The 18997-nt window shown below is 46.5% G+C and carries 17 protein-coding genes; 1 reads left to right on the forward strand and 16 read right to left on the reverse strand.

What is annotated here, in order from left to right:
* Positions 1 to 86: 86 nt before the first annotated feature.
* From ACY2VW_RS04245 to ACY2VW_RS04315, 15 genes are all read right to left on the reverse strand, one after another.
* Entirely contained in the window at positions 87 to 893 is an 807-nt protein-coding gene (locus ACY2VW_RS04245) for a carbohydrate ABC transporter permease (protein WP_461877169.1), read from the reverse strand.
* Positions 893 to 1756, reverse strand: a complete 864-nt coding sequence (locus ACY2VW_RS04250) for a carbohydrate ABC transporter permease (RefSeq protein ID WP_461877170.1) — start codon at positions 1754 to 1756, stop codon at positions 893 to 895. Before ACY2VW_RS04250 ends, ACY2VW_RS04245 begins: the two co-directional genes overlap by 1 nt.
* Positions 1757 to 1966: 210 nt before the next feature.
* Positions 1967 to 3340, reverse strand: coding sequence for an ABC transporter substrate-binding protein (locus tag ACY2VW_RS04255; RefSeq protein ID WP_461872953.1), 1374 nt, complete (start codon positions 3338 to 3340; stop codon positions 1967 to 1969).
* 202 nt (positions 3341 to 3542) lie between these two features.
* Positions 3543 to 4484 (reverse strand): helix-turn-helix domain-containing protein, encoded by a 942-nt coding sequence (locus ACY2VW_RS04260; protein WP_461872954.1) that lies wholly within the window; start codon positions 4482 to 4484, stop codon positions 3543 to 3545.
* Between the two features lie 12 nt (positions 4485 to 4496).
* The gene (locus ACY2VW_RS04265) at positions 4497 to 4796 is read right to left on the reverse strand and encodes a cupin domain-containing protein (RefSeq protein WP_461877171.1); all 300 of its coding nucleotides are present in this window, start codon (positions 4794 to 4796) and stop codon (positions 4497 to 4499) included.
* A 51-nt stretch (positions 4797 to 4847) separates the two neighbouring features.
* Positions 4848 to 6188, reverse strand: a complete 1341-nt coding sequence (locus ACY2VW_RS04270; protein ID WP_461877172.1) for an ATP-binding protein — start codon at positions 6186 to 6188, stop codon at positions 4848 to 4850.
* A gap of 289 nt (positions 6189 to 6477) precedes the next feature.
* Entirely contained in the window at positions 6478 to 7113 is a 636-nt protein-coding gene (locus tag ACY2VW_RS04275; RefSeq protein ID WP_461877173.1) for an ABC transporter ATP-binding protein, read from the reverse strand.
* 4 nt (positions 7114 to 7117) lie between these two features.
* A complete protein-coding gene (locus tag ACY2VW_RS04280) occupies positions 7118 to 7969 on the reverse strand; it encodes a hypothetical protein (protein ID WP_461877174.1) in 852 nt (283 codons plus the stop codon).
* Complete coding sequence (locus tag ACY2VW_RS04285) at positions 7962 to 8813, reverse strand: hypothetical protein (protein WP_461877175.1); 852 nt, start codon at positions 8811 to 8813, stop codon at positions 7962 to 7964. The genes ACY2VW_RS04280 and ACY2VW_RS04285 overlap by 8 nt, the downstream gene beginning before the upstream one ends.
* Complete coding sequence (locus ACY2VW_RS04290) at positions 8770 to 9948, reverse strand: hypothetical protein (protein WP_461877176.1); 1179 nt, start codon at positions 9946 to 9948, stop codon at positions 8770 to 8772. The genes ACY2VW_RS04285 and ACY2VW_RS04290 overlap by 44 nt, the downstream gene beginning before the upstream one ends.
* Positions 9949 to 10124: 176 nt before the next feature.
* Positions 10125 to 11441, reverse strand: a complete 1317-nt coding sequence (locus ACY2VW_RS04295; protein ID WP_461877177.1) for a sensor histidine kinase — start codon at positions 11439 to 11441, stop codon at positions 10125 to 10127.
* Positions 11438 to 12154 carry a LytR/AlgR family response regulator transcription factor gene (locus tag ACY2VW_RS04300; protein WP_461877178.1) on the reverse strand — a complete coding sequence of 239 codons (717 nt, stop codon included), beginning with the start codon at positions 12152 to 12154 and terminating at the stop codon, positions 11438 to 11440. The genes ACY2VW_RS04295 and ACY2VW_RS04300 overlap by 4 nt, the downstream gene beginning before the upstream one ends.
* 203 nt (positions 12155 to 12357) lie before the next feature.
* The gene (locus tag ACY2VW_RS04305) at positions 12358 to 14211 is read right to left on the reverse strand and encodes an ABC transporter ATP-binding protein (RefSeq protein WP_461877179.1); all 1854 of its coding nucleotides are present in this window, start codon (positions 14209 to 14211) and stop codon (positions 12358 to 12360) included.
* Positions 14204 to 16522, reverse strand: coding sequence for an ABC transporter ATP-binding protein (locus ACY2VW_RS04310; protein WP_461877180.1), 2319 nt, complete (start codon positions 16520 to 16522; stop codon positions 14204 to 14206). Before ACY2VW_RS04310 ends, ACY2VW_RS04305 begins: the two co-directional genes overlap by 8 nt.
* A gap of 45 nt (positions 16523 to 16567) precedes the next feature.
* Positions 16568 to 17014, reverse strand: coding sequence for a MarR family winged helix-turn-helix transcriptional regulator (locus ACY2VW_RS04315; RefSeq protein WP_461877181.1), 447 nt, complete (start codon positions 17012 to 17014; stop codon positions 16568 to 16570).
* A gap of 202 nt (positions 17015 to 17216) precedes the next feature.
* On the opposite strand from ACY2VW_RS04315, the gene ACY2VW_RS04320 reads away from it, so the two are divergent.
* A complete protein-coding gene (locus ACY2VW_RS04320; protein ID WP_461877182.1) occupies positions 17217 to 17912 on the forward strand; it encodes a hypothetical protein in 696 nt (231 codons plus the stop codon).
* 140 nt (positions 17913 to 18052) lie between these two features.
* On the opposite strand, the gene ACY2VW_RS04325 is transcribed toward ACY2VW_RS04320, so the two are convergent.
* Positions 18053 to 18991: an AraC family transcriptional regulator gene (locus ACY2VW_RS04325; protein WP_461877183.1), complete on the reverse strand. Its 939-nt coding sequence runs from the start codon at positions 18989 to 18991 to the stop codon at positions 18053 to 18055.
* Positions 18992 to 18997: the final 6 nt, after the last annotated feature.

Consider the following 18997-nt stretch of genomic DNA (forward strand, 5'->3'; position numbering starts at 1 on the left):
CCTTCTGGAATTTTGTTCTTTTTGCTCTTTTGAAAAAAAGGTGGATATTCATCCAAATATCCACCTTTTCTGTTCGATTCTTTTTCTTATTTTACGGCACCTGTGATACCTTCTGTGAAGCTCTTCTGGAAGCAGAAGAAAATGATTGCTGTCGGGATCGTACAGATAAATACGCCGAGCATCAGCACACCGTAATCTACAGTGTAGCCGCCGAGCAGGTTCGCTACCAGCATCGGCATGGTGATGGATTCATTGTTCTGTAAGATAACCTTCGGCCACAGGTAGTTGTTCCATGCGTTCATAAAGGTGATGATCGTTGCTGCCGCATACGTCGATTTCATGGTCGGCATATACATGCGGAAGAAAATTCCTGTCTCGCTTAAGCCATCGAGTCTTGCCGCTTCGATGATATCGTGCGGGAAGGAACGGGAAGCCTGGCGGAACATCATGATCATGAACGGTGTTGAAATCGAAGGAAGCATGAAAGCTGCCATCGTGTTGACCATTTTCAGCTGGGAAAACATGCGGAACATTGGGATCATGATGGCTGCGAAAGGAATCATCATCGCAGTCAGAAGTACGGTGAAGACCGCATCTTTTGCTTTATCATGATAGATCTCAAATCCATAACCGGCGATCGAGCAGACCAGAAGACAGAGAATGGTCAGAATCGTCGCATTGCGGAAGGAGTTCCAAAGTGCAAGACGCAGGTTCTGCTGCGCGATCAGCGCTTTAAAGTTTTCAACCAGATACGTACCCGGAATCAATTTTCCGGCAATGACATCAATACTTCTGTTTGTGGATGCACAGAACATATAGTACAGCGGAAAAACGGAAAGGATCGATGCTATGCTTAAAATCAGATACATGAAAAATTTCTTTGCTTTTCCCATTATCGCTCGTCACCTACTTTCATCTGAAGCAGTGCCAGAATGGCTACCATGATCAGGATCAGGATGGACATTGCTGCCGCATAGCCAAAGTTCGGGCTCTGTACAAAGGACATATTGTAAATATAATGAGACATGGTCATGGTCGATTTTCCAGGACCTCCGTTAGTCAGGTTCAGGGACTCATCGAACAGCTGCAGGGTACCGTTGGTAGAGGTAATCGTAGTCAGCAGGATCATCGGCTTCAACAGCGGAACGGTGATCTTGAAGAAGGTCTGCAGCGGGCTTGCGCCGTCGATTTTGGCTGCTTCATAGATTGAATATTCAATGTTCTGCATACCGGAGAGATAGAATACCATGTTGTATCCCGTCCATCTCCAGATCAGGGCGATGATGATAACCGCACGGGCTGTCCACGCATTGGAGAACCACATGATCGGATTCATGCCGAGGCCGCGGAGAACGGTGTTGATAAAACCGTCGTTTGCGAACAGGGAACGGAAAATCATCGCGTAAGATACGAGAGATGTTGCGCACGGCAGGAAAATGCAGGTACGGAACAGTCCCTTGAAACGCAGATCTTTGTTGTTCAGCATGGAAGCAAACATCAGGCCGAGGATCAGCATGATCGGTACCTGAATAATCAGGTAGAAGAAGGTGTTGCTTAAGGTCTGTTTAAAGGTCGGGTCTTTTAAAATACGGGCATAGTTTGCAAATCCGTTAAATTTCAGGTTGATGCCCATACCTGTCTGCAAAGACAGGATGAATGCCTGAATCATCGGATAAAAGCTCATCCATGCGATCAGGATCGTTGCCGGCATCAGGAAAACCCATCCGGTAAGATTCTGTTTTCTTTCCAAGTTCATTCCTTTTTTCTTCTGACTGCTCATGGAATCTTCCTTTCTTTTTACTCCGGCATGTGTTTGAAAAAATCTTTTTGCAGACAACATTTCATGTTATCCTGCAGAAATCATTTTTCAAACACACACCTCATAGATACAGAACGGGCCTGCTTCTGTCTGTCCAGGAAGCAGACCCGTTTCTTATCGTCCTACTTTTTTATGTATGGGATTTGATCAGCCACCCATGTTGAACTCTACAGTTTCCTGTGCGGTCTGAAGTTCGCTGTCCATATCTGCTCCTGTCTGGATGATATTGGAAAGTGCGGTTCCGACAGCATCACGTGCATCGTAGTAGAATGCTCCGGTGATGTTGGATGGAGTCTTGGTTGCGAAATCAACGATCTTTGCGTAAACCGGGTCATCGCTGAAGAATGCAACTGGCTGTGCGTATGCTTCGGAATCTCCTGCCGGTGCCCAGGTTGCCAGAGCGCCTTTTGCGATGATGTCATCGTAAAGAGCGGTGCTGCCTGCGAAGGTAGATTTCATAAAGTCAATAGCAAGATCCTGTTTTTTGCAGTTGGAAGAAATTGCCCAGGAAGAACCACCGTTGTTGGAGTAGTTGGTTGCTCCGTCAACGCCGTCCAGTTTCGGCATGTTGGTGATTGCCCATTTGCCGGACTGATCATCGTTTGCTGTGATGGAAGCCATGATCCAGCATCCGTTGATAACGCCTGCTGTGGTTCCGTTGTTGATGGATGCAATGTACTGATCCCAGTCAGTAACCTCTACAAGAGTGCCATCTTTTACCATCTGGCTGTAAATCTCAAGGATTGGTTTCAGTGCTTTGTTGTCTACGATGTTGACAGATCCATCTTCATTGAAGAGGGACTCACCGCAGGACTGCAGCATTTCCATAACAAGGTCCGGAGATCCGGCCTGAGATGTCAGGATCGGCTGGCCTGTTTTCTCTTTGACAACTTTTGCTTTCTCCATAAAGTCATTCCAGGTGATATCTGTGAAATCATCTACGGTGAAGCCTGCCTGCTCCAGCATATCAGTACGCAGGCACTCGATAACGGCACCATTGTCGAACGGAATTCCGTAGTTCTTTCCATCCAGAGTAGAGTAAGCAACTTTTGCGGATGAGAATTCGCCAAAATCAATTCCGGAATCGGTCAGATCGGTGAAGATGTCCGGATAGTTGGTTGCATATTTCTGGAAGGAGTTATCCTGCATCAGGAAGATATCCGGCAGAGTGCTTAAGTCTCCTGCGGAAACTGCTGTGGTCAGACGGGTTTCAATGTCGTCGGACTGTACTTCGCTGACTTCTACTTTGAATCCTTCGTGATCCTGTGCATAAATTTCAGCTGCTTTCTTGATCGCATAAACGTTGAAGTTCGGGTCCCAGGTCCATACGGTTAAGGTGTTGTCGTCATCAGAGCCGCCCTCTACTACGTCGCTGCTCTCTGATTTTGCACTGGTATCACTTGCTGCTGCATCGTTTCCGCCATTGCTGGAGCTTGTTGTTGTTCCGCCGCTGGAACCGCATGCTGCCAGTCCAAATACCATTGCTGATGCCATTACGATTGATACAATTTTTCTTTTCATATTGCACATCCTCCTTAAGATGTTATTTTACAACCAGAACTTCTGCATCTTTCGCGCAGAAATCCTTTTGGTTGTTTTGTACACTTTTCAGGTTTTTATCCCCTCAACATGTACAAATTATAACAACATTTTTCCGTCACTTGTGCGCATATTCGACTCTTTCATGTGCACTTTCAACCATCTATCGTTATTTCAACGGATATTACCATCCCTCCTGCGTTTTTATGTCAAATTTCAACAAATTCCGTTCATAGTGTTCCGGTGCGCTCCGCCACTGCTGCGGAGAAACGCCGAGAATCTTTCGAAAATTACGGTTAAATGTAGACATTGTGGTGAATCCGCAGTGCAGTGCAATGTCATTTACGGAGGCATTTGTCTTTCGCAGCTCTTTGCACGCCGCCCGGATCCGGACCCAGTTGATATACTCCACCGGCGGCATCCGCATCGATTCCTGAAAAATGCGGCGCAGGTGTGTCTCACTGATATGGCATACCTCTGCAAGCTCCTCAATCCGGATACTCTCCTGAAAATTTTCCCCGATATAATCCAGGGCAGGCAGAATTAAGGTAACGCTCGCATCATCCACGATGGAGTTTCTTTCCTGCTCCTCGTCTTTCTCATTCCACCTGGCAATCTGCATCAGGAGTGCCCGTGTCAGTCCTTTCACTTCTTCCAGATAAAATTCTTCTTTTTCCTCCATACATTTGAGAATCAGCTTGATCAGCTCCGCTACCGCAGGCCTGTCTTCCTTTTTTGAGAAATGAGCCCTCTGGTTAATGCGTGAAATCAGCTTCTGTGCCATACGCGGATTGTCCTTGTACAGCGCCATGATAAAGCCCTCCACATCAATAAACAGCCATGCCCAGGAGCACAGGCTGTTTTCCTTCGAATTCGTGGTATGCGGAAAATTCTTTGGTACTACCGTAAATGCCCCCCCGTCGTACGGTATTTCTTTTTCTTCCAAAACAATCGTTCCCTCACCGTAATAACAGAAACCGATCTCCATCAGGTTATGAAAATGCAGATAATCAATCTGGTACCCATAATTCTGCACCCATTTTTCTCCCTGCAGCACCAGCACCGGGCATTTTTCCGGCACTTCGTAATAGCGGTATTCCATTCTGGGCTTTTTCTTTCTGCTCATATCCGTACCTGCTTATTCTGCTTTTTTCTGAATCATCGCCAGAAAGACCAGCGGCTCTTCCCCAAGGCAGGAAATCGCATGGCCGCTGCCGTCCTCGCAGAACGTCGTCATACCAGCCTGTACTGGATAGGTCTTGTCATTATCCTGATACATTCCCTCGCCGGATAAGATGTGGTACGTTTCTGTCTCTCCGTGATGCTCATGATACGGAAGCTCGTCGCCCGGTAAAATCGTTACTTTCGCAAATAATGTTACTTTTCCGGAAAGGCGCTCGCCCTCCAGCAGTTTTTCGGTTGTGTGTCTGTCTGCCATGTTTTTTGTCCTCACTTTCTTAATACTCCTGCTTATCTTAGCTCACTTTTCTCATCTATGGAATCCTGCTAAATATCTCTTTAACAGAAAGGCGCAAAAATATGGAAAGGTATAAATATCCTCACCATACCCAATATTACTTCCCGTAAACTTGATGCCGCAGTGAATATCCGCATATTTTTTACCGCTGATCAACGTCCGCATCGACTTTGCCATTCCATTTTTTGCTTTTACTTCGACTGGAATCAATTCATCTGCTGTTCTCACAAAAAAATCCTGTTCCAGTGAAGAATCATCCCGTTTGTAGTAATAAAGCCCATATCCTGCTTTGACCAGTGCTTCTCCGACAACATTCTCATAAAGTGCCCCTTTATAAACCCCAAGATTTTTGTTGCTCCTCAAATCTTCCTGTGCTTCTTCATCAAGCATTGCAACAAGTAAGCCGCTGTCTGCAAAATAGAGTTTATATTTTTTCTCATCATAATTTCCTTTCAGCGGCAGTTCCGGAAAATTCATGCAGTAACAAATATTGACCATTCCCGCATCATTCAGCCATTCGATGCAGCCCCGGTAATCGCGGAAACGCGCTCCGGATGCCACTTTGGAAATCTGAAATTTTTTATTATCTTTGGCAAGCTGAACCGGAATATGATTGAACACATTCAATATTCTGGTTTGATCCATTCCTTCTGCGTACTTACGAATATCTTCTTTATAATCGGCAATCAGCTGTCTCTGTACCTCCAGCGATCCCTCAAAATTTCCTTTTTCTATAAACTCCCGCACCACAGCCGGCATTCCGCCCAAAATGCAGTAATCAAGAAAAAGTTCGCTGCATACTGCCATTTCCACCTCATTAAACGGAGTCAGATTTTGCATGTGTTCCAGCATCTCTTCCACAAAACCGTCATCGTAACCTTTGGCCCATAAAAATTCTTCAAAATCCATAGAAAACATTTCATAATCCGATTTATATCCCACGCTGTTGCTTTCAATTTTCCGATAATTGATTCCCAGCATCGATCCACTGCAGATCACATCGAACCTGCCGTCTATCTTAAAAAATTTCAGTGCTGTGGCAATATCGGGAAATTCCTGCAGTTCATCAAAAAAGATTAATGTGTTTCCTTCCAGAAACCGTTTCGACGGATCCATTCGTGAAATGTTTTTTACAATATTTTCCGCTTTATATCCATCTGTCGTAATCATCTTGTATTTCGGTTCTTCTACAAAATTAATATAAATCACACTCTGATAATTCCTGCTTCCAAACCGCTGAATCGATTCTGTTTTTCCAACCTGGCGCGGGCCCTTTACAATCAATGGTTTTCTGTCTGGATTGTTTTTCCATTCTGTCAGAAATGCATCAATTTTTCGTTTTAAATAAACCATCTTTTCCTCCTTTTCCAGATTTTCGTCTTCTCTGTATTTTTATTATATCCTCTCATTCACTGGAAAACAACTGGATTCACAAAAAATGAGCGACTTTTCTCCCTTTTTACACATTTTCAGAGCGACTTTTTAGCATTTCTGCACATTTTCCGTTTTTCAGGAAATAAAAACTCCTTTCCGAACTATGAGAAACACGTTCTGCGCATTTCTCAAATTATCGCCTGGCAAAGAAAATCGCCTGTCCATACTTTATGCATGGCAGGCGATTTTTTTGCTTTATCTTCTTCCGCTATTCTACAATCTTCCCTCTGTCAATCTCCACCGTTGTATCGCACAAGGCTGCGATGTCTTCCCGGTTATGGCTGGCCAGAAGGATGGTTTTTCCTTCGTCTTTCAGTTTCAAAAACAGCTGCCGCATCTCCTGCACGCCCTGGTTGTCGAGGCCGTTCATGGGCTCGTCCAGGATCAGAAGGGACGGATCTTCCATGATCGCCTGTGCAATGCCGAGGCGCTGGCGCATGCCGAGGGAATATTTGCCGACGTGCTTTTTCGCCTCCGGGTCCAGGCCGACTTTTCGGATGGCTTCGTCGATCTCTTTCTTTCCGATTTTCCTGCGGATACCGGCAAGAAACTGCAGATTCTGCCTTGCGCTGTATCCCGGAAGGAAGCCCGGTGTTTCGATGATAGCGCCAATGCTCTCCGGCGCTTCGATTTCTTTTCCGATCTGTTTTTCATCCACCAAAACCGCACCGCCGTCCACCCGCAGAAATCCGCAGATGCATTTGAACAGAACCGTCTTGCCGCTTCCGTTTCTTCCGATGATTCCGTGAATCTTCCCCTTCTCAAAATTCAGACTGATCCCATCCAGCGCCGCATAGCTGCCGAACTTTTTTGTCACGTTTTCTATTCTGATCTTTTCTTCCATCGCCTTAAATTTCCTCCACAAAATTCAGATCCTTCTTCCGAATTCCAAGATACGAAAGGATCGTACATGCGCCGATGACAGCCGCAAAGACACTGTAAACATACACTATCGACGGCCCGTTTCCATACCCCTGCCACTTGTAGCTTGCAATATTCATCCAAAGCGGCGGCGCGCAGTAATAGCCGATTGTGATGTTGGAAAATTTACTCAACAGAAGCGCCGTAAGTGCGATGCCGCAGCCGATGACTACTCCAAATCCCCGTCTCATCAGAAAATTTCCCGCATACACCGCCATTCCAATCATCACCGTCAAAATCCAGATTGCAAGCATGGTAAGCACCATCGCCTGCGGAACCGAAAATCGGGAAAGAATCAGACCATTCAGCGCTTCCATCTCAACACTGTACGCCGCATCCGTTGTCAGAAGACCGAGCACTTTTCCCCAGCCATTTTCCCATCCGACATAAGGAAACACCAGCAGTACCGGGAGAATGGCAAGGCACACCGTGTAAATCAGCGAAAGAATCCAGAGATACAGAACATTTCCCCAGAACCAGTTTTTCCGCCCGGCGCGCAGAATCTGAAAACTGCTGTCCGGTTTCAGAAACGGTGCGTCACAGAAAAGCAGCAATGCACCGAGCGCAATCATAACCTGCGCAAAACAGCGGTGCGTCAGAAACGGCAGAATCCAGAATGTCACATCGATTCCCGAAGTTTTGCAGAATGCGCGGATCCCGGAAGCTGTCCCCTGAAACTCCAGCAGTACCCACAGAAGGGCAACGTAAAACCGCAGCGTTGTAAATGTTTTTCTCAGCCGGATCTGGCAGACATGGTGTATCTTTCGTATGTTATCCATCGAGTTCCCTCCTTCGCATGAGTAGCCAAAAGACCACACCGATCAGAAATGCCAGGATCAGAAAATAGCCGGAAATCCCCAAAAAATCGGACAGAGTGTCAATTCTGGTTCCGTTAAAGGCGTACCACCGCATCCACCGCGGCAGTCCAAGGGAATCCGCAAGGATCAGCGATACGTATTCCAGCAGAATCGGCAGACTCGCCAGCACGAACAGATTCTTTATTTTTCCGGAGGCTGCAAACACTGTCACAGCAAGGAACGCATATCTGGCCGCATCGGCTGCAATACTTGCGATAAAATACATCTGCGGAAAGGTTCTGCTCAGAATCAAATAATCCCCTTTGCCGTCTCCCATTTCTATTTCATACAATAAGGATTCCGCATCACTCGCCCGAAGCATCGGCATTTTCAGCAGCAGAAGACTGTAGGCCGCCGTCATGCCAAGGAAAATGCAGAGGAATGCTCCCAGAAACGTGACACAAAGATGCGACCAGCAGTACGCCGTTTTTCCCGCCCGCGTTTCCACGAAACAGAGATAGTGATTTCGTCTGTCCTCCCAGTAGCTCAAGGCAAACGGCAGCACTGCCAGAACCGAAAACACCCCGAAAAATGCGCCCAGTCCGTGGCTGCTTTTTACCAGATACCACAGAGAAGTATCGTTCCACGCATGTGCCGCCTCCTGGCTGATGTTCAGCAGAGTCACGAACATGGTCCCCGCCATGGCAAAATAAAATTTTCCGGACAGAAACATGCGCCTGAAATCCATTTTCATCATTTGAAAAAATGTCATCTTCTTTTCATCACCCCACAATTTCGCTGCCGTCGGCTGCGTTGATATAAACATACATGGAGATGTCCTCCACCACATACCGGAACTGCCATGCCGGAATCATATCGCATGTCAGAAAACCGTCCTCATCTCTTCCCGTCGTGACGGGATAGTAGATCAGCTTCATCCGGTCGAGTGTCACGGGATCTGCACTTGTGAGATCAAACTTATTTTTCAGTGTTTCCATCACGGTATCTTTCCCGGCAGGCGAAATGGTTTCTTTCCCCTGAACGGCAAAATGACCGTCTGCGGAAAGATACTCGATGCCCTCTTTTGTTATAACTGCCCGTATTTTGGTGGCTGGAATAAAAAGCTCATCCTGCCGGTTCACTTCATTGCACAGCACCGGAATTCCATTCAGATAGCTCTGGAAAAACAGGAGTTTGCAGTTGTCTGCTTCGGACCATTCATACTCTTCTATCTCCTGTGGTTTCAAAAGTTCCCCGTTTTCCTCTGCCTGTATCGATGCTTCCTGCTGCTGTTCCATCTGCTCGCAGGAAAATCCATACGCATCCGTCAGGGAAGCCTGCTCCCAGCCACCGACCTGTTCGATGAACTGCTGGCACTGTGCAATCAGATCTTCTTCGTTTTCCAGCGTGACCTCCTGCTCCCCTCCATAAATCATAATTCCCTCGCCGTTGCCTGCGGAAATATACTCAACCGGCAGATTGGAATAAATCTTTTTTCCTTCTTCTGTTTCCAGGTCCAGCCCACTGCTGACGCGTATCGTTCCATTCTGATTCCGCAGTTTTTCACCCAGCGTTCCTTCATAGAAATAGTTAAATGCAGGAGTCCCTTCATATCCTTCTTCTTTTTTCACACCATCCTCAGGAATCTTTCCAAACAATTCCTCAAATATCTTCTCCCCCTGAAAGCCATCCATTTTTGCCGTGCATTTTTCGATCCCATTCCAGTTTTTATCCGACATTTCGACTACTGCGTCGATGGATACCTGGCTGCCAAGGGAAAGACTGATGTGATCTCCATTTTTTAACTGCTGTCCGTTCTCCTGCTCCTCACCGAAATCGCTCTGATCCGGTTGTGTCTGCGTTGACTGCGCCTGTGTTGTCTGTATCTGCTCATTTCCCATGTTCTGGCATCCCATCAGCAGCAATCCTGCCATGACAATTCCCCATACTCGTTTTTTCATACAGTACCCCTTTCTACTGTTTTCTTTTCCGGTAACTGTTTTGAGCATATCGAAATTTCTCTTCTCCGACAACAGAGCTGGGACAAGATGCGCTATCTGGGATAAAATGCAAAAAAGACTTTGGTCTCCGGATCAGCGTTTCGCTTTTTCCATCCACACAAAGTCTTTCTTACTTTTTATTTCACAGGGAAGACTGTCTCCGCACAGAACATTCCGTCTTTTTCATAATATTTCACAGCTCCGCCCATCTTCTGCATCGTCCGCTCGACACTCTTATGGCCGATTCCATGCACACCTTCCGTTTTCTTCGTCGTCCGCAGCTCCGGATTTTCTTTCAAAACGGATCTGTCGATTTTATTCTGCACCAGCAGCCGGAGATAGCCCATCTTTTCGTCGATCAGAATCTCAATCTTTTTTCCATCCGCAATGCTTCTCTCTGCCTCGATCGCATTGTCCATCAGATTCCCAAAGACCGAACAGAATTCCAGGCCGTCAACGCCATCCATTCTGCTCAGTATCGTACATTTCACATCTGTTTTTTCGCTCCGCGCAAGAGAAATTTTCGTGTTGATCATCGAATCCACATAACTGTTTCCGGTCTGAATCAGCGTCTGCACATTTTCCATCTTCTGGTAAATCTTTTCCCAGGCATCTGCCATTTCGGACTGCGGCATCTTTTCTGCCATCTCCTGCATCGGGAGGAGATAATTTTTCAGATCGTGTTTAAACTCCCGCAGTTCTTCGTTGCCTCGTTTGATGATTTCCATGCTCTCTTTGGAATACTTTTCTTTTTCCTTCATCAGCTCGTATTCCAGTTTGGTCTGATTGTCTTTGCTCATCTGCTGTACTATAAAATACATAATCAGACAGGTCAGCCAGATACAGGCCACGCACAGCAGCATTAATTTCTGTTCCTGCATCTGGATTCCCGGAAAATCTCTGGACAAGGTAATCAATGTCTTTCCCGCAACGGTTGAGAATACAAGACTGCATCCTATAACAATCCACTGCCAGCTCACCAGATTTTTTCTTTCAAAAAGAAGGCCGTTTAAAATTTTGCCCACAAAAAAATATAAGATTTTTGTCAAAAGAACAGTAGCAATTCTCGCGATATCCTGTTGTTGAATAAAAGATGCTACACTCTCTTGCAGAAGCAAACTGCATCCAAAAAGAACTGCGGTATTCACAAACGTCGTTAATTCCCTCGCAACTACTGCAGCAATGATTTTTCGAAGAATACTGCCCCGCGTACTCACTGCCAGATACCCCACCAGCCAGAGCAATGTAAGCCATAATTCCCACCGGTCATAAATCTCCGGATACTTCTCCAGCGCCGGAAAAATCATTCCGACCAGTACCGCGAGCAGCCACAGCATTTTCCCCCGTTTTCCTTTCGGCCGCTGCTGCATGAAATCCATGCAGAATCCCAACAGAAGCATATTTTCCAAAACAGAAATCGTAAGTTCAAAAACTTTCCAGAATGTCGCACTCATCCCATCACCGCCCCCATAATTTTCATCCGTACCTGGTTCAGATAACTTCTGCTGACCGGAACATGTTTCCCATTCAGCAAGAGAATCTCATTTTCCCGCAGCCGGTACACATAATTTATGTTGACCAGATACCCTTTGTGTGTCCTCACAAATCCATGCGGTTCCAGCTCTTTTTCTGCCTCCGCAATTTTCATCCTCGCCCGGATAGCATCGCCCCGCTCATCTTTCTCCCGGTAAAACAGCAGATAATTTTTCTCACTCTCCACAAACCAGATCGTATCGAGCGCAACCTCCACCGTCTGCCTCCCGGTCTGCAGCTCTATTTTGGGCACTTTCACCCCCATTTTCTTCTGCAGCTCCAAAAGCTGTGGCTCCAGCTCCTCATCCAGATGCGTTTTGCGGATAAAAAAGAACGGATGATACGCAAATGCCTGAAACACCAGCTCATCCTTATTCGACACAAACCCGATACAGCACTCCCGGTTCCATTTTTTCAAAAAGGATGCAACCTCAAATCCATTCACTTCCGGCATATCAATATCAATCAAAAAAACAGGAACCGTATCCAGATCCTTCAGCCCCTCCAGCATCTTCTTCGAAGAATCATACCGTTCCATCTCCACCGCAATCCCATGCTTCTGACACAGACCGCGGATCCTGGTTTCCAGTTTATCTAAAAAGACGTTATCGTCATCACATAAAATCAAATGCATCGTAATCTCCCCATATTTCTGCAGATTCTATTTCTCAACAGCATATCAGATTTTTCCTTTTCTCTCAAGCAATCTGGGACAAGACGCAGTATCTGGGATAAACCGTAAAGCAAAACAGCACCTGCATCATTTTACTGACGCAGGTGCTGAAATGAATTGCTTCTTTGAATTGTAATTCCCACTCACAGTAGGGACCACTGCTCTTACGCCACCACATCCTCAAACTGCGAATTGTAAAGATTTGCATAGAACCCATTTGCCGCGAGCAGTTCTTCGTGATTGCCCTGCTCGATGATGTCTCCGTCTTTCATGACGAGAATCAGATCCGCATCGCGGATGGTGGACAGCCGGTGGGCGATGACAAAGCTCGTTCTGCCCTTCATCAGGTTATCCATTGCCTTCTGGATCTCGATTTCGGTTCTCGTATCGACAGATGAGGTTGCCTCATCGAGGATCAGGATCTTATTATCAGCAAGAATGGCTCTTGCAATCGTCAGCAGCTGTTTCTGTCCCTGCGACACATTGCTGGCATCTTCATTCAGTTCCATCTGATAGCCGCCCGGCAGGGTCTGGATGAAGTGGTGGGCTCTTGCGGCTTTTGCTGCTGCGATGACTTCCTCATCTGTCGCATCGAGCCGGCCGTAGCGGATGTTTTCCATGATACTGCCCTTGAACAGCCACGTATCCTGCAGAACCATACCAAAGGCATCGCGCAGCTCTCTGCGGTTGAAGTCTTTGATGTTGTGGTCGTTCAGCAGAATGGCTCCGCTGTTGACATCGTAGAAGCGCATCAGCAGTTTGACCATCGTCGTCTTTCCGGCTCCGGTCGGACCGACAATGGCGATTTTCTGGCCCGGTTTTACTTTGGCGCTGAAATCGTTGATGATGATCTGCTCCGGGTTGTAGCCGAAATGTACGTGGTCGAAGGTGACTTCTCCTGTCACAGTCTCGATTGCTGCCGGATTCTCGACAATCTGGTCCTCCTCTTCCTCGTTCAGGAATTCAAAGACACGCTCGGATGCCGCCGACATCGACTGTACCATGTTGATGACCTGCGCAATCTGCTGGATCGGCTGGGTAAAGTTTTTCACATACTGGATGAATGCCTGGATATCACCAATTGTAACCACGTTTCGGATTGCCAGCAGACCTCCGGTCAGCGCCACACAGGCGTAGCCCAAATTCCCGACAAACATCATAATCGGCTGCATCATGCCGGATAAAAACTGCGATTTCCATGCGGAATCATAGAGAATGCTGTTGGTTTTCTCGAACTCCTCAATGGTATCCTTTTCACGGTTAAATGCCTTAATTACAAGATGTCCGCCGTAAACCTCCTCAACCTGTCCATTGATATGACCCAGATATTCCTGCTGGTCACGGAAGAATTTCTGGGATTTTTTCGTCACCAGTCCGATCAGCCCCATAGAAATCGGCAGGATCACAAGTGCGATCAGTGTCATCAGCGGGGAGATACTCAGCATCATGATCAGAACGCCGACCAGCGTTGCCACGGATGTGATAATTGTGGTAATGCTCTGGTTCAGTCCCTGACCCAGTGTGTCGACATCGTTGGTAATGCGGGAGAGTACTTCGCCATAGGTGCGGCTCTCAAAATATTTCATCGGCATGCGGTTGATTTTCTCCGAGATTTCCTTTCGGAGCCGATAGCATACCTTCTGGGTAACGCCGGTCATAATCCAGCCCTGGATGAAGCTGAACAGGGCGCTCATCAGATACAGGCCAAGGGTAAACAACAGAATTCTTCCGATTTTTGTAAAGTCAATGCTGCCTGTCCCCCTGATTTTTTCCATCAGTCCCTCAGACAATGCCGTTGTTGCTTTTCCGAGAATCTTCGGTCCCGCAACGTTGAACACGGTCGAACATGCGGCACAGAGCATAACGACAAAAATCGCAATTTTATACTTTCCGATATACTGTGCAAGCTGTTTGATCGATTTTTTCAGGTTCTTCGGCTTTTCGCCCGGCTGCATGCCGCGGCCCATGCCTCCCATCGGTCCTCCTTTGCGCGGCTGCTGATTTCTCCTGTCACTCATGGTCAGCCACCTCACTTTCTATTCCAAGCTCCTTCGCCGAAAGCTGGGATTTTGCAATCTCCTGATAAACCTTACAGTTCTTCAGCAGTTCTTCATGTGTACCTTTTCCGACTACCTTTCCGTCATCGAGCACCAGAATCTGCTCCGCATGGAGAATTGTACTGATTCGCTGTGCCACGATAATCACGGTGCTGTCTTTGACATTCTCCGCCAGTGCTTTTCGAAGCGCCGCATCCGTTTTCAGGTCAAGTGCAGAAAAGCTGTCATCGAAAATAAAGATTTTCGGATCCTTGGCAATCGCACGTGCAATCGCCAGACGCTGTTTCTGTCCGCCGGACACATTCGTTCCGCCCTGGGAAATCGCGGTGTCATATTTATCGTCTTTTGCTTCAATAAACTCTGTTGCCTGTGCAATCGCGGCTGCTTTTTCGATCTCGGCATCGGTTGCATTTTCTTTTCCGAAGCGCAGGTTCGATGCGATTGTTCCCGAGAACAGCACGCCTTTCTGAGGCACAAAGCCAATCTCGTCGCGCAGATCCTTCATGGTAATGTTTCGGATATCTTTTCCGTCCAGGGTAATCTGTCCGCCCGTCACATCGTAGAGACGCGGAATCAGGTTTACCAGCGTTGATTTTCCGCAGCCGGTACTTCCGATAATTGCCGTTGTTTTTCCCGGCTCCGCCACGAAATCAATATCATGCAATACATCCTCTTCTGCTCCCGGATACCGGAAATTGACATGGCTAAAGCGGACAACGCCATTGTGTACGTCTAATTTTTCCGGCATTTCGGCATCCTGAATCGAAAGCTCTGTCCGGACAACCTCGTCGATACGGCCTGCTGCAACTGCAGCACGCGGCAGCATGATAGACATCATCGTCAGCATCAGGAAGGACATAACAATCATCATGGCATAGGTAATGAACGCTGTCATTGCACCGACCTGCATCGTACCCTCGTCGATTCTGTGTGCACCAAACCAGACAATTCCTACGGTCAGTACATTCATAATCATCATCATGCCGGGCATCATAAAGGTCATGACACGGTTGGTAAACAGTGTCGTCCCGGTCAGCTCCCGGTTTGCCGTATCAAAACGCTCTTCTTCTTTATCTTCTCTTCCGAATGCACGGATGACGGAAAGTCCGGTCAGGATCTCACGGGAAACCAGGTTAATGTTATCGACCAGCTTCTGCATCTTTTTGAATTTTGGCATTGTAATGGATACAAGCAACATGACATAGCTGATAATCACAATAATTGCCAGTACGATAATCCAACCCATGCCGGCCCCTGTTTTTACCACCTTAATGACACCGCCAATACCAAGGATCGGCGCATACGCAATCATGCGCAGCAGCAGCACCGATACCATCTGGATCTGCTGGATATCATTTGTACTTCGCGTAATCAGAGATGCGGTGGAGAATTGATCCATTTCCGCATTGGAAAATCCGACAACCTTTTTGAATACCTGATCTCTCAGATCACGACCGATTCCGGCAGCGACGCGGGATGCAAACAGTCCGACAAAAACCGTTACCACACCCATCAGAAGTGCCATGCCGACCATCTTAAGGCCAGCCGTCAGAAGATACGACTTCTGAATCCGGTCGATATCAAGTCCCGCCGCTTTATCTACGGAAACCGCATAGGCAATTCCCATTGATTTTACCAGCGAGCTTCCCATCGTATCGAGCGTTTTTTCCATGTTGTCGCGCATCGAAAGCACGTCATCTTTCTCCATCTGTCCACTCTCGAGCATGGATGCAAAAATCGGACGGACATCCACACTGGTCACTTCCGCCTTGTTTCCATCCTCATCTTCTTTTTCCTGCCGGAAGCTCTTCAGCTCCACATGCATCATCTCGCCGATCTGCTCTATGGTCATGTTTTCAAATGCAGAAACATCCTGACCGGTCTGCTGCGCCATGAGCTGTTTGAAGGTAGTTTCCTCCATCGCACCCATCTGGTAATTCATAAGGAGTGCAACGGTCAGCGTTTCATCCGCTGCATCAAGCTCTTTTTCGGAAACTTTGTTCCGCTCATAATAGCCGTTCTTTTTCGTATAAAGGCTTTCCCACAAGTCTGCCTCATCATCCGTCATGATGAATTTTGCTGTCTGAAATTCTTCCTCTGTGATCCTTTTGGGCGTAACATGCTCAACACCGCTGTTCTGAATGCCCACATCAATAATGTCGGATGTGTACGACGGGAGCGACAGGTCGCACCACGCCTGGACAAATAACAGCATAAGAATCACAAGAATTGATTTCCAGTACGGGAGCATGTTTTTGAAAATCTTACTCATTTTTTCCCCTTTCTGTCTTTTTTTGTGTACCAGCTTGCCGGCACACTAATTCTGTCGTTTTCGGGTTTCAATTTCTTTTTCTGCGATCTCATAGATACGATCCAGATAAGCAACCAGCTGATCTATATCCTCTTCCTTTAACTGTGACATCACAGAACAGCCAAAATCCTGCATTCTGTCCCGTACCTCTTCCCCCTTTTTCCAGCCCTGCTCTGTCAGACTGATATACGTATTTCTGCGGTCTTTTTTGTCAACGGTCCGCTCTACATATCCTTTTTCCTCCAGTCCGCGCAGTGTCCGCGATACAGCCGGCGGAAGTGTTTTGGTCTTTGCTGCCAGTTCGGAGCTTGTAATTCTTCCGTTTTCTCCCATTTGCAAAATCGCACCCATAATGGAAAATTCGGAGCTGCTGAGTCCCGGAATCAGGTCTGATACGTTCAGTTTTTTAAACTGGTGCATCGCACGAAACAGTTTTTCAAATGCATCCTTCATGTTGTCCCCCTCCTTTTTGCGCAAATGCTTAACAGTGTTATTTATTTACGTGCGTTAAATAATAACACCGGCAAATTTCTATGTCAAGAAATTTGCCGGTGTTTATGTTTTTTTTAGAATTTAGAGTAACTCAAATAGAATTTGACAAACGCTGCCATTTTGTTTAGATTAGAAGCAAATACGAAAGGACACCTTCATTCCCATGCCAGGTTTTATCTTACATCTCACCGCAGCCCAAATGCTGTTAAAGCACCTCCCGTCCCATCCGGATTTTCCATATCCGATTTCATCGGTAAATGATTTTCTGATCGGAAATCTTCTGCCGGATGCGACGCAGCAAAAAGAATCCTCCCATTTCCGCGACCCGCTTTACCGTGAAAAAATGATGGTATTCCCGGACCTTACGCGGTTTACGGCGAAATACCGTTCACTTCTGCCAGATTCGAGCGCACTGGGATATTATTTTCATCTTTATATTGACCGGAAATTTTTTAAGGATTTTATTCCGCAGATTGTGGAATTTTATAATGCGGATGGGGAAATTACAGATATGAGAGATGAGATTGCAACGGTTTATATCAAAAAATCGCAGACATTCATTCCATTTTCCAGATATCTCACGGAGGAGTATTATTACGGGGACTATACCCAAATGAATACCTATCTTGTCAACCGCTATTGCATCCCGCTCGATCTCGATCCTAACGTCACGAACCCTGGAATCACAGAAATTCAGTACGAGAACGTCCAACAGGTACTTGACCTCCTCCATCACTTCCTCTCCGTCCCGCCGGAGGCTGCGCAGGATCTGAAGGTCTTTCCGCTTGAAGAACTGCTTGCGGCATTGGAACAATATGTAGAAGAATTTTTGGCTGTGCCGAATACGTATATTCCATAATTTTCCATTCAAAAAGGAGCAGAACCCACACCAGATTCCGCTCCTTTTTCAGAATGTAATTTTATTTTATGTCTACCGCACTTTTATCCACTTTCTGCGGTCTTTTTTGTCAACGCTCCGCTCTATATATCCTTTTTCTCTTACACTACATCTTGAACGATCCATCCTCTGTCATCCGTATCCATTTGTTTTTTTCTTCGGTATTCCGTTGGTGTCCTCCCATAATACTTCTTAAATGCTTTGCAAAAATAATCCATATTTTCAAATCCCGTCTCGCCGGAAATTACAGTTATCTTTTTCTCCGTCGTGGCCAGAAGCTTTGCAGCCTCCTGCAGACGATACTTCACCAGATAATGTACCGGCGTATCGTGAAGATATCTTCGGAACAGATTCAATGCCGTACTCTTGCTCACCATAGCCTGCCCGGCGATATCCTCCAAGGTAAGATTCTGTCGGAAATTTTGATGAATATATTGCATCATCAGCTGTGTTCTTCCCTGTGAGGATGCCGTATTTTCTCTTTTTTTCTGCAGCACTTCCGAATCCATGTGCAAATAAAGCAAGTGCCACAATTCCTGCGTCAGAAATAAAGTAACCAGTTCCCGGTCTTTGTCTGATTCCTGCGCTTTGAGAATTTTCTGCATGAGCTCCAGCGCTTCTGCCTGCCATTTTATTTCCCTGCAAAAGACAATGCAGTCCACCTTACACGCCTGTATCGGTGCAATGTATTTTTTGTAAATCAGGCTGTCTGCCGGAGCGAGAAATGTCGGTTTCAGAACGAAATTTGGCACAATCGCATGGCCTTCAGAAAAATAGCGATGCAAAATCTTTGAGTTAATAAAAATGCCCGTTCCCTGTCCCAGTGAAAACTGCTTTTCGCCAACCCAGAAGGTTGCTGTTCCCTCCTGTACAAAAACAAACTCAAACTCCACATGCCAGTGCCATTCTACACAATGAAAATCAAACAACGCAAGATCGTCGTAATACAATTGAAACGGATACTCACTGTTTCCATGCTGTATCGTTTCCATCATGCTTTCATCCGTTTGGATCTTGTTATAAAATGTATTAAATTCCATCTTTCC

The sequence above is a fragment of the Fusicatenibacter sp. genome (genome assembly GCF_977045365.1).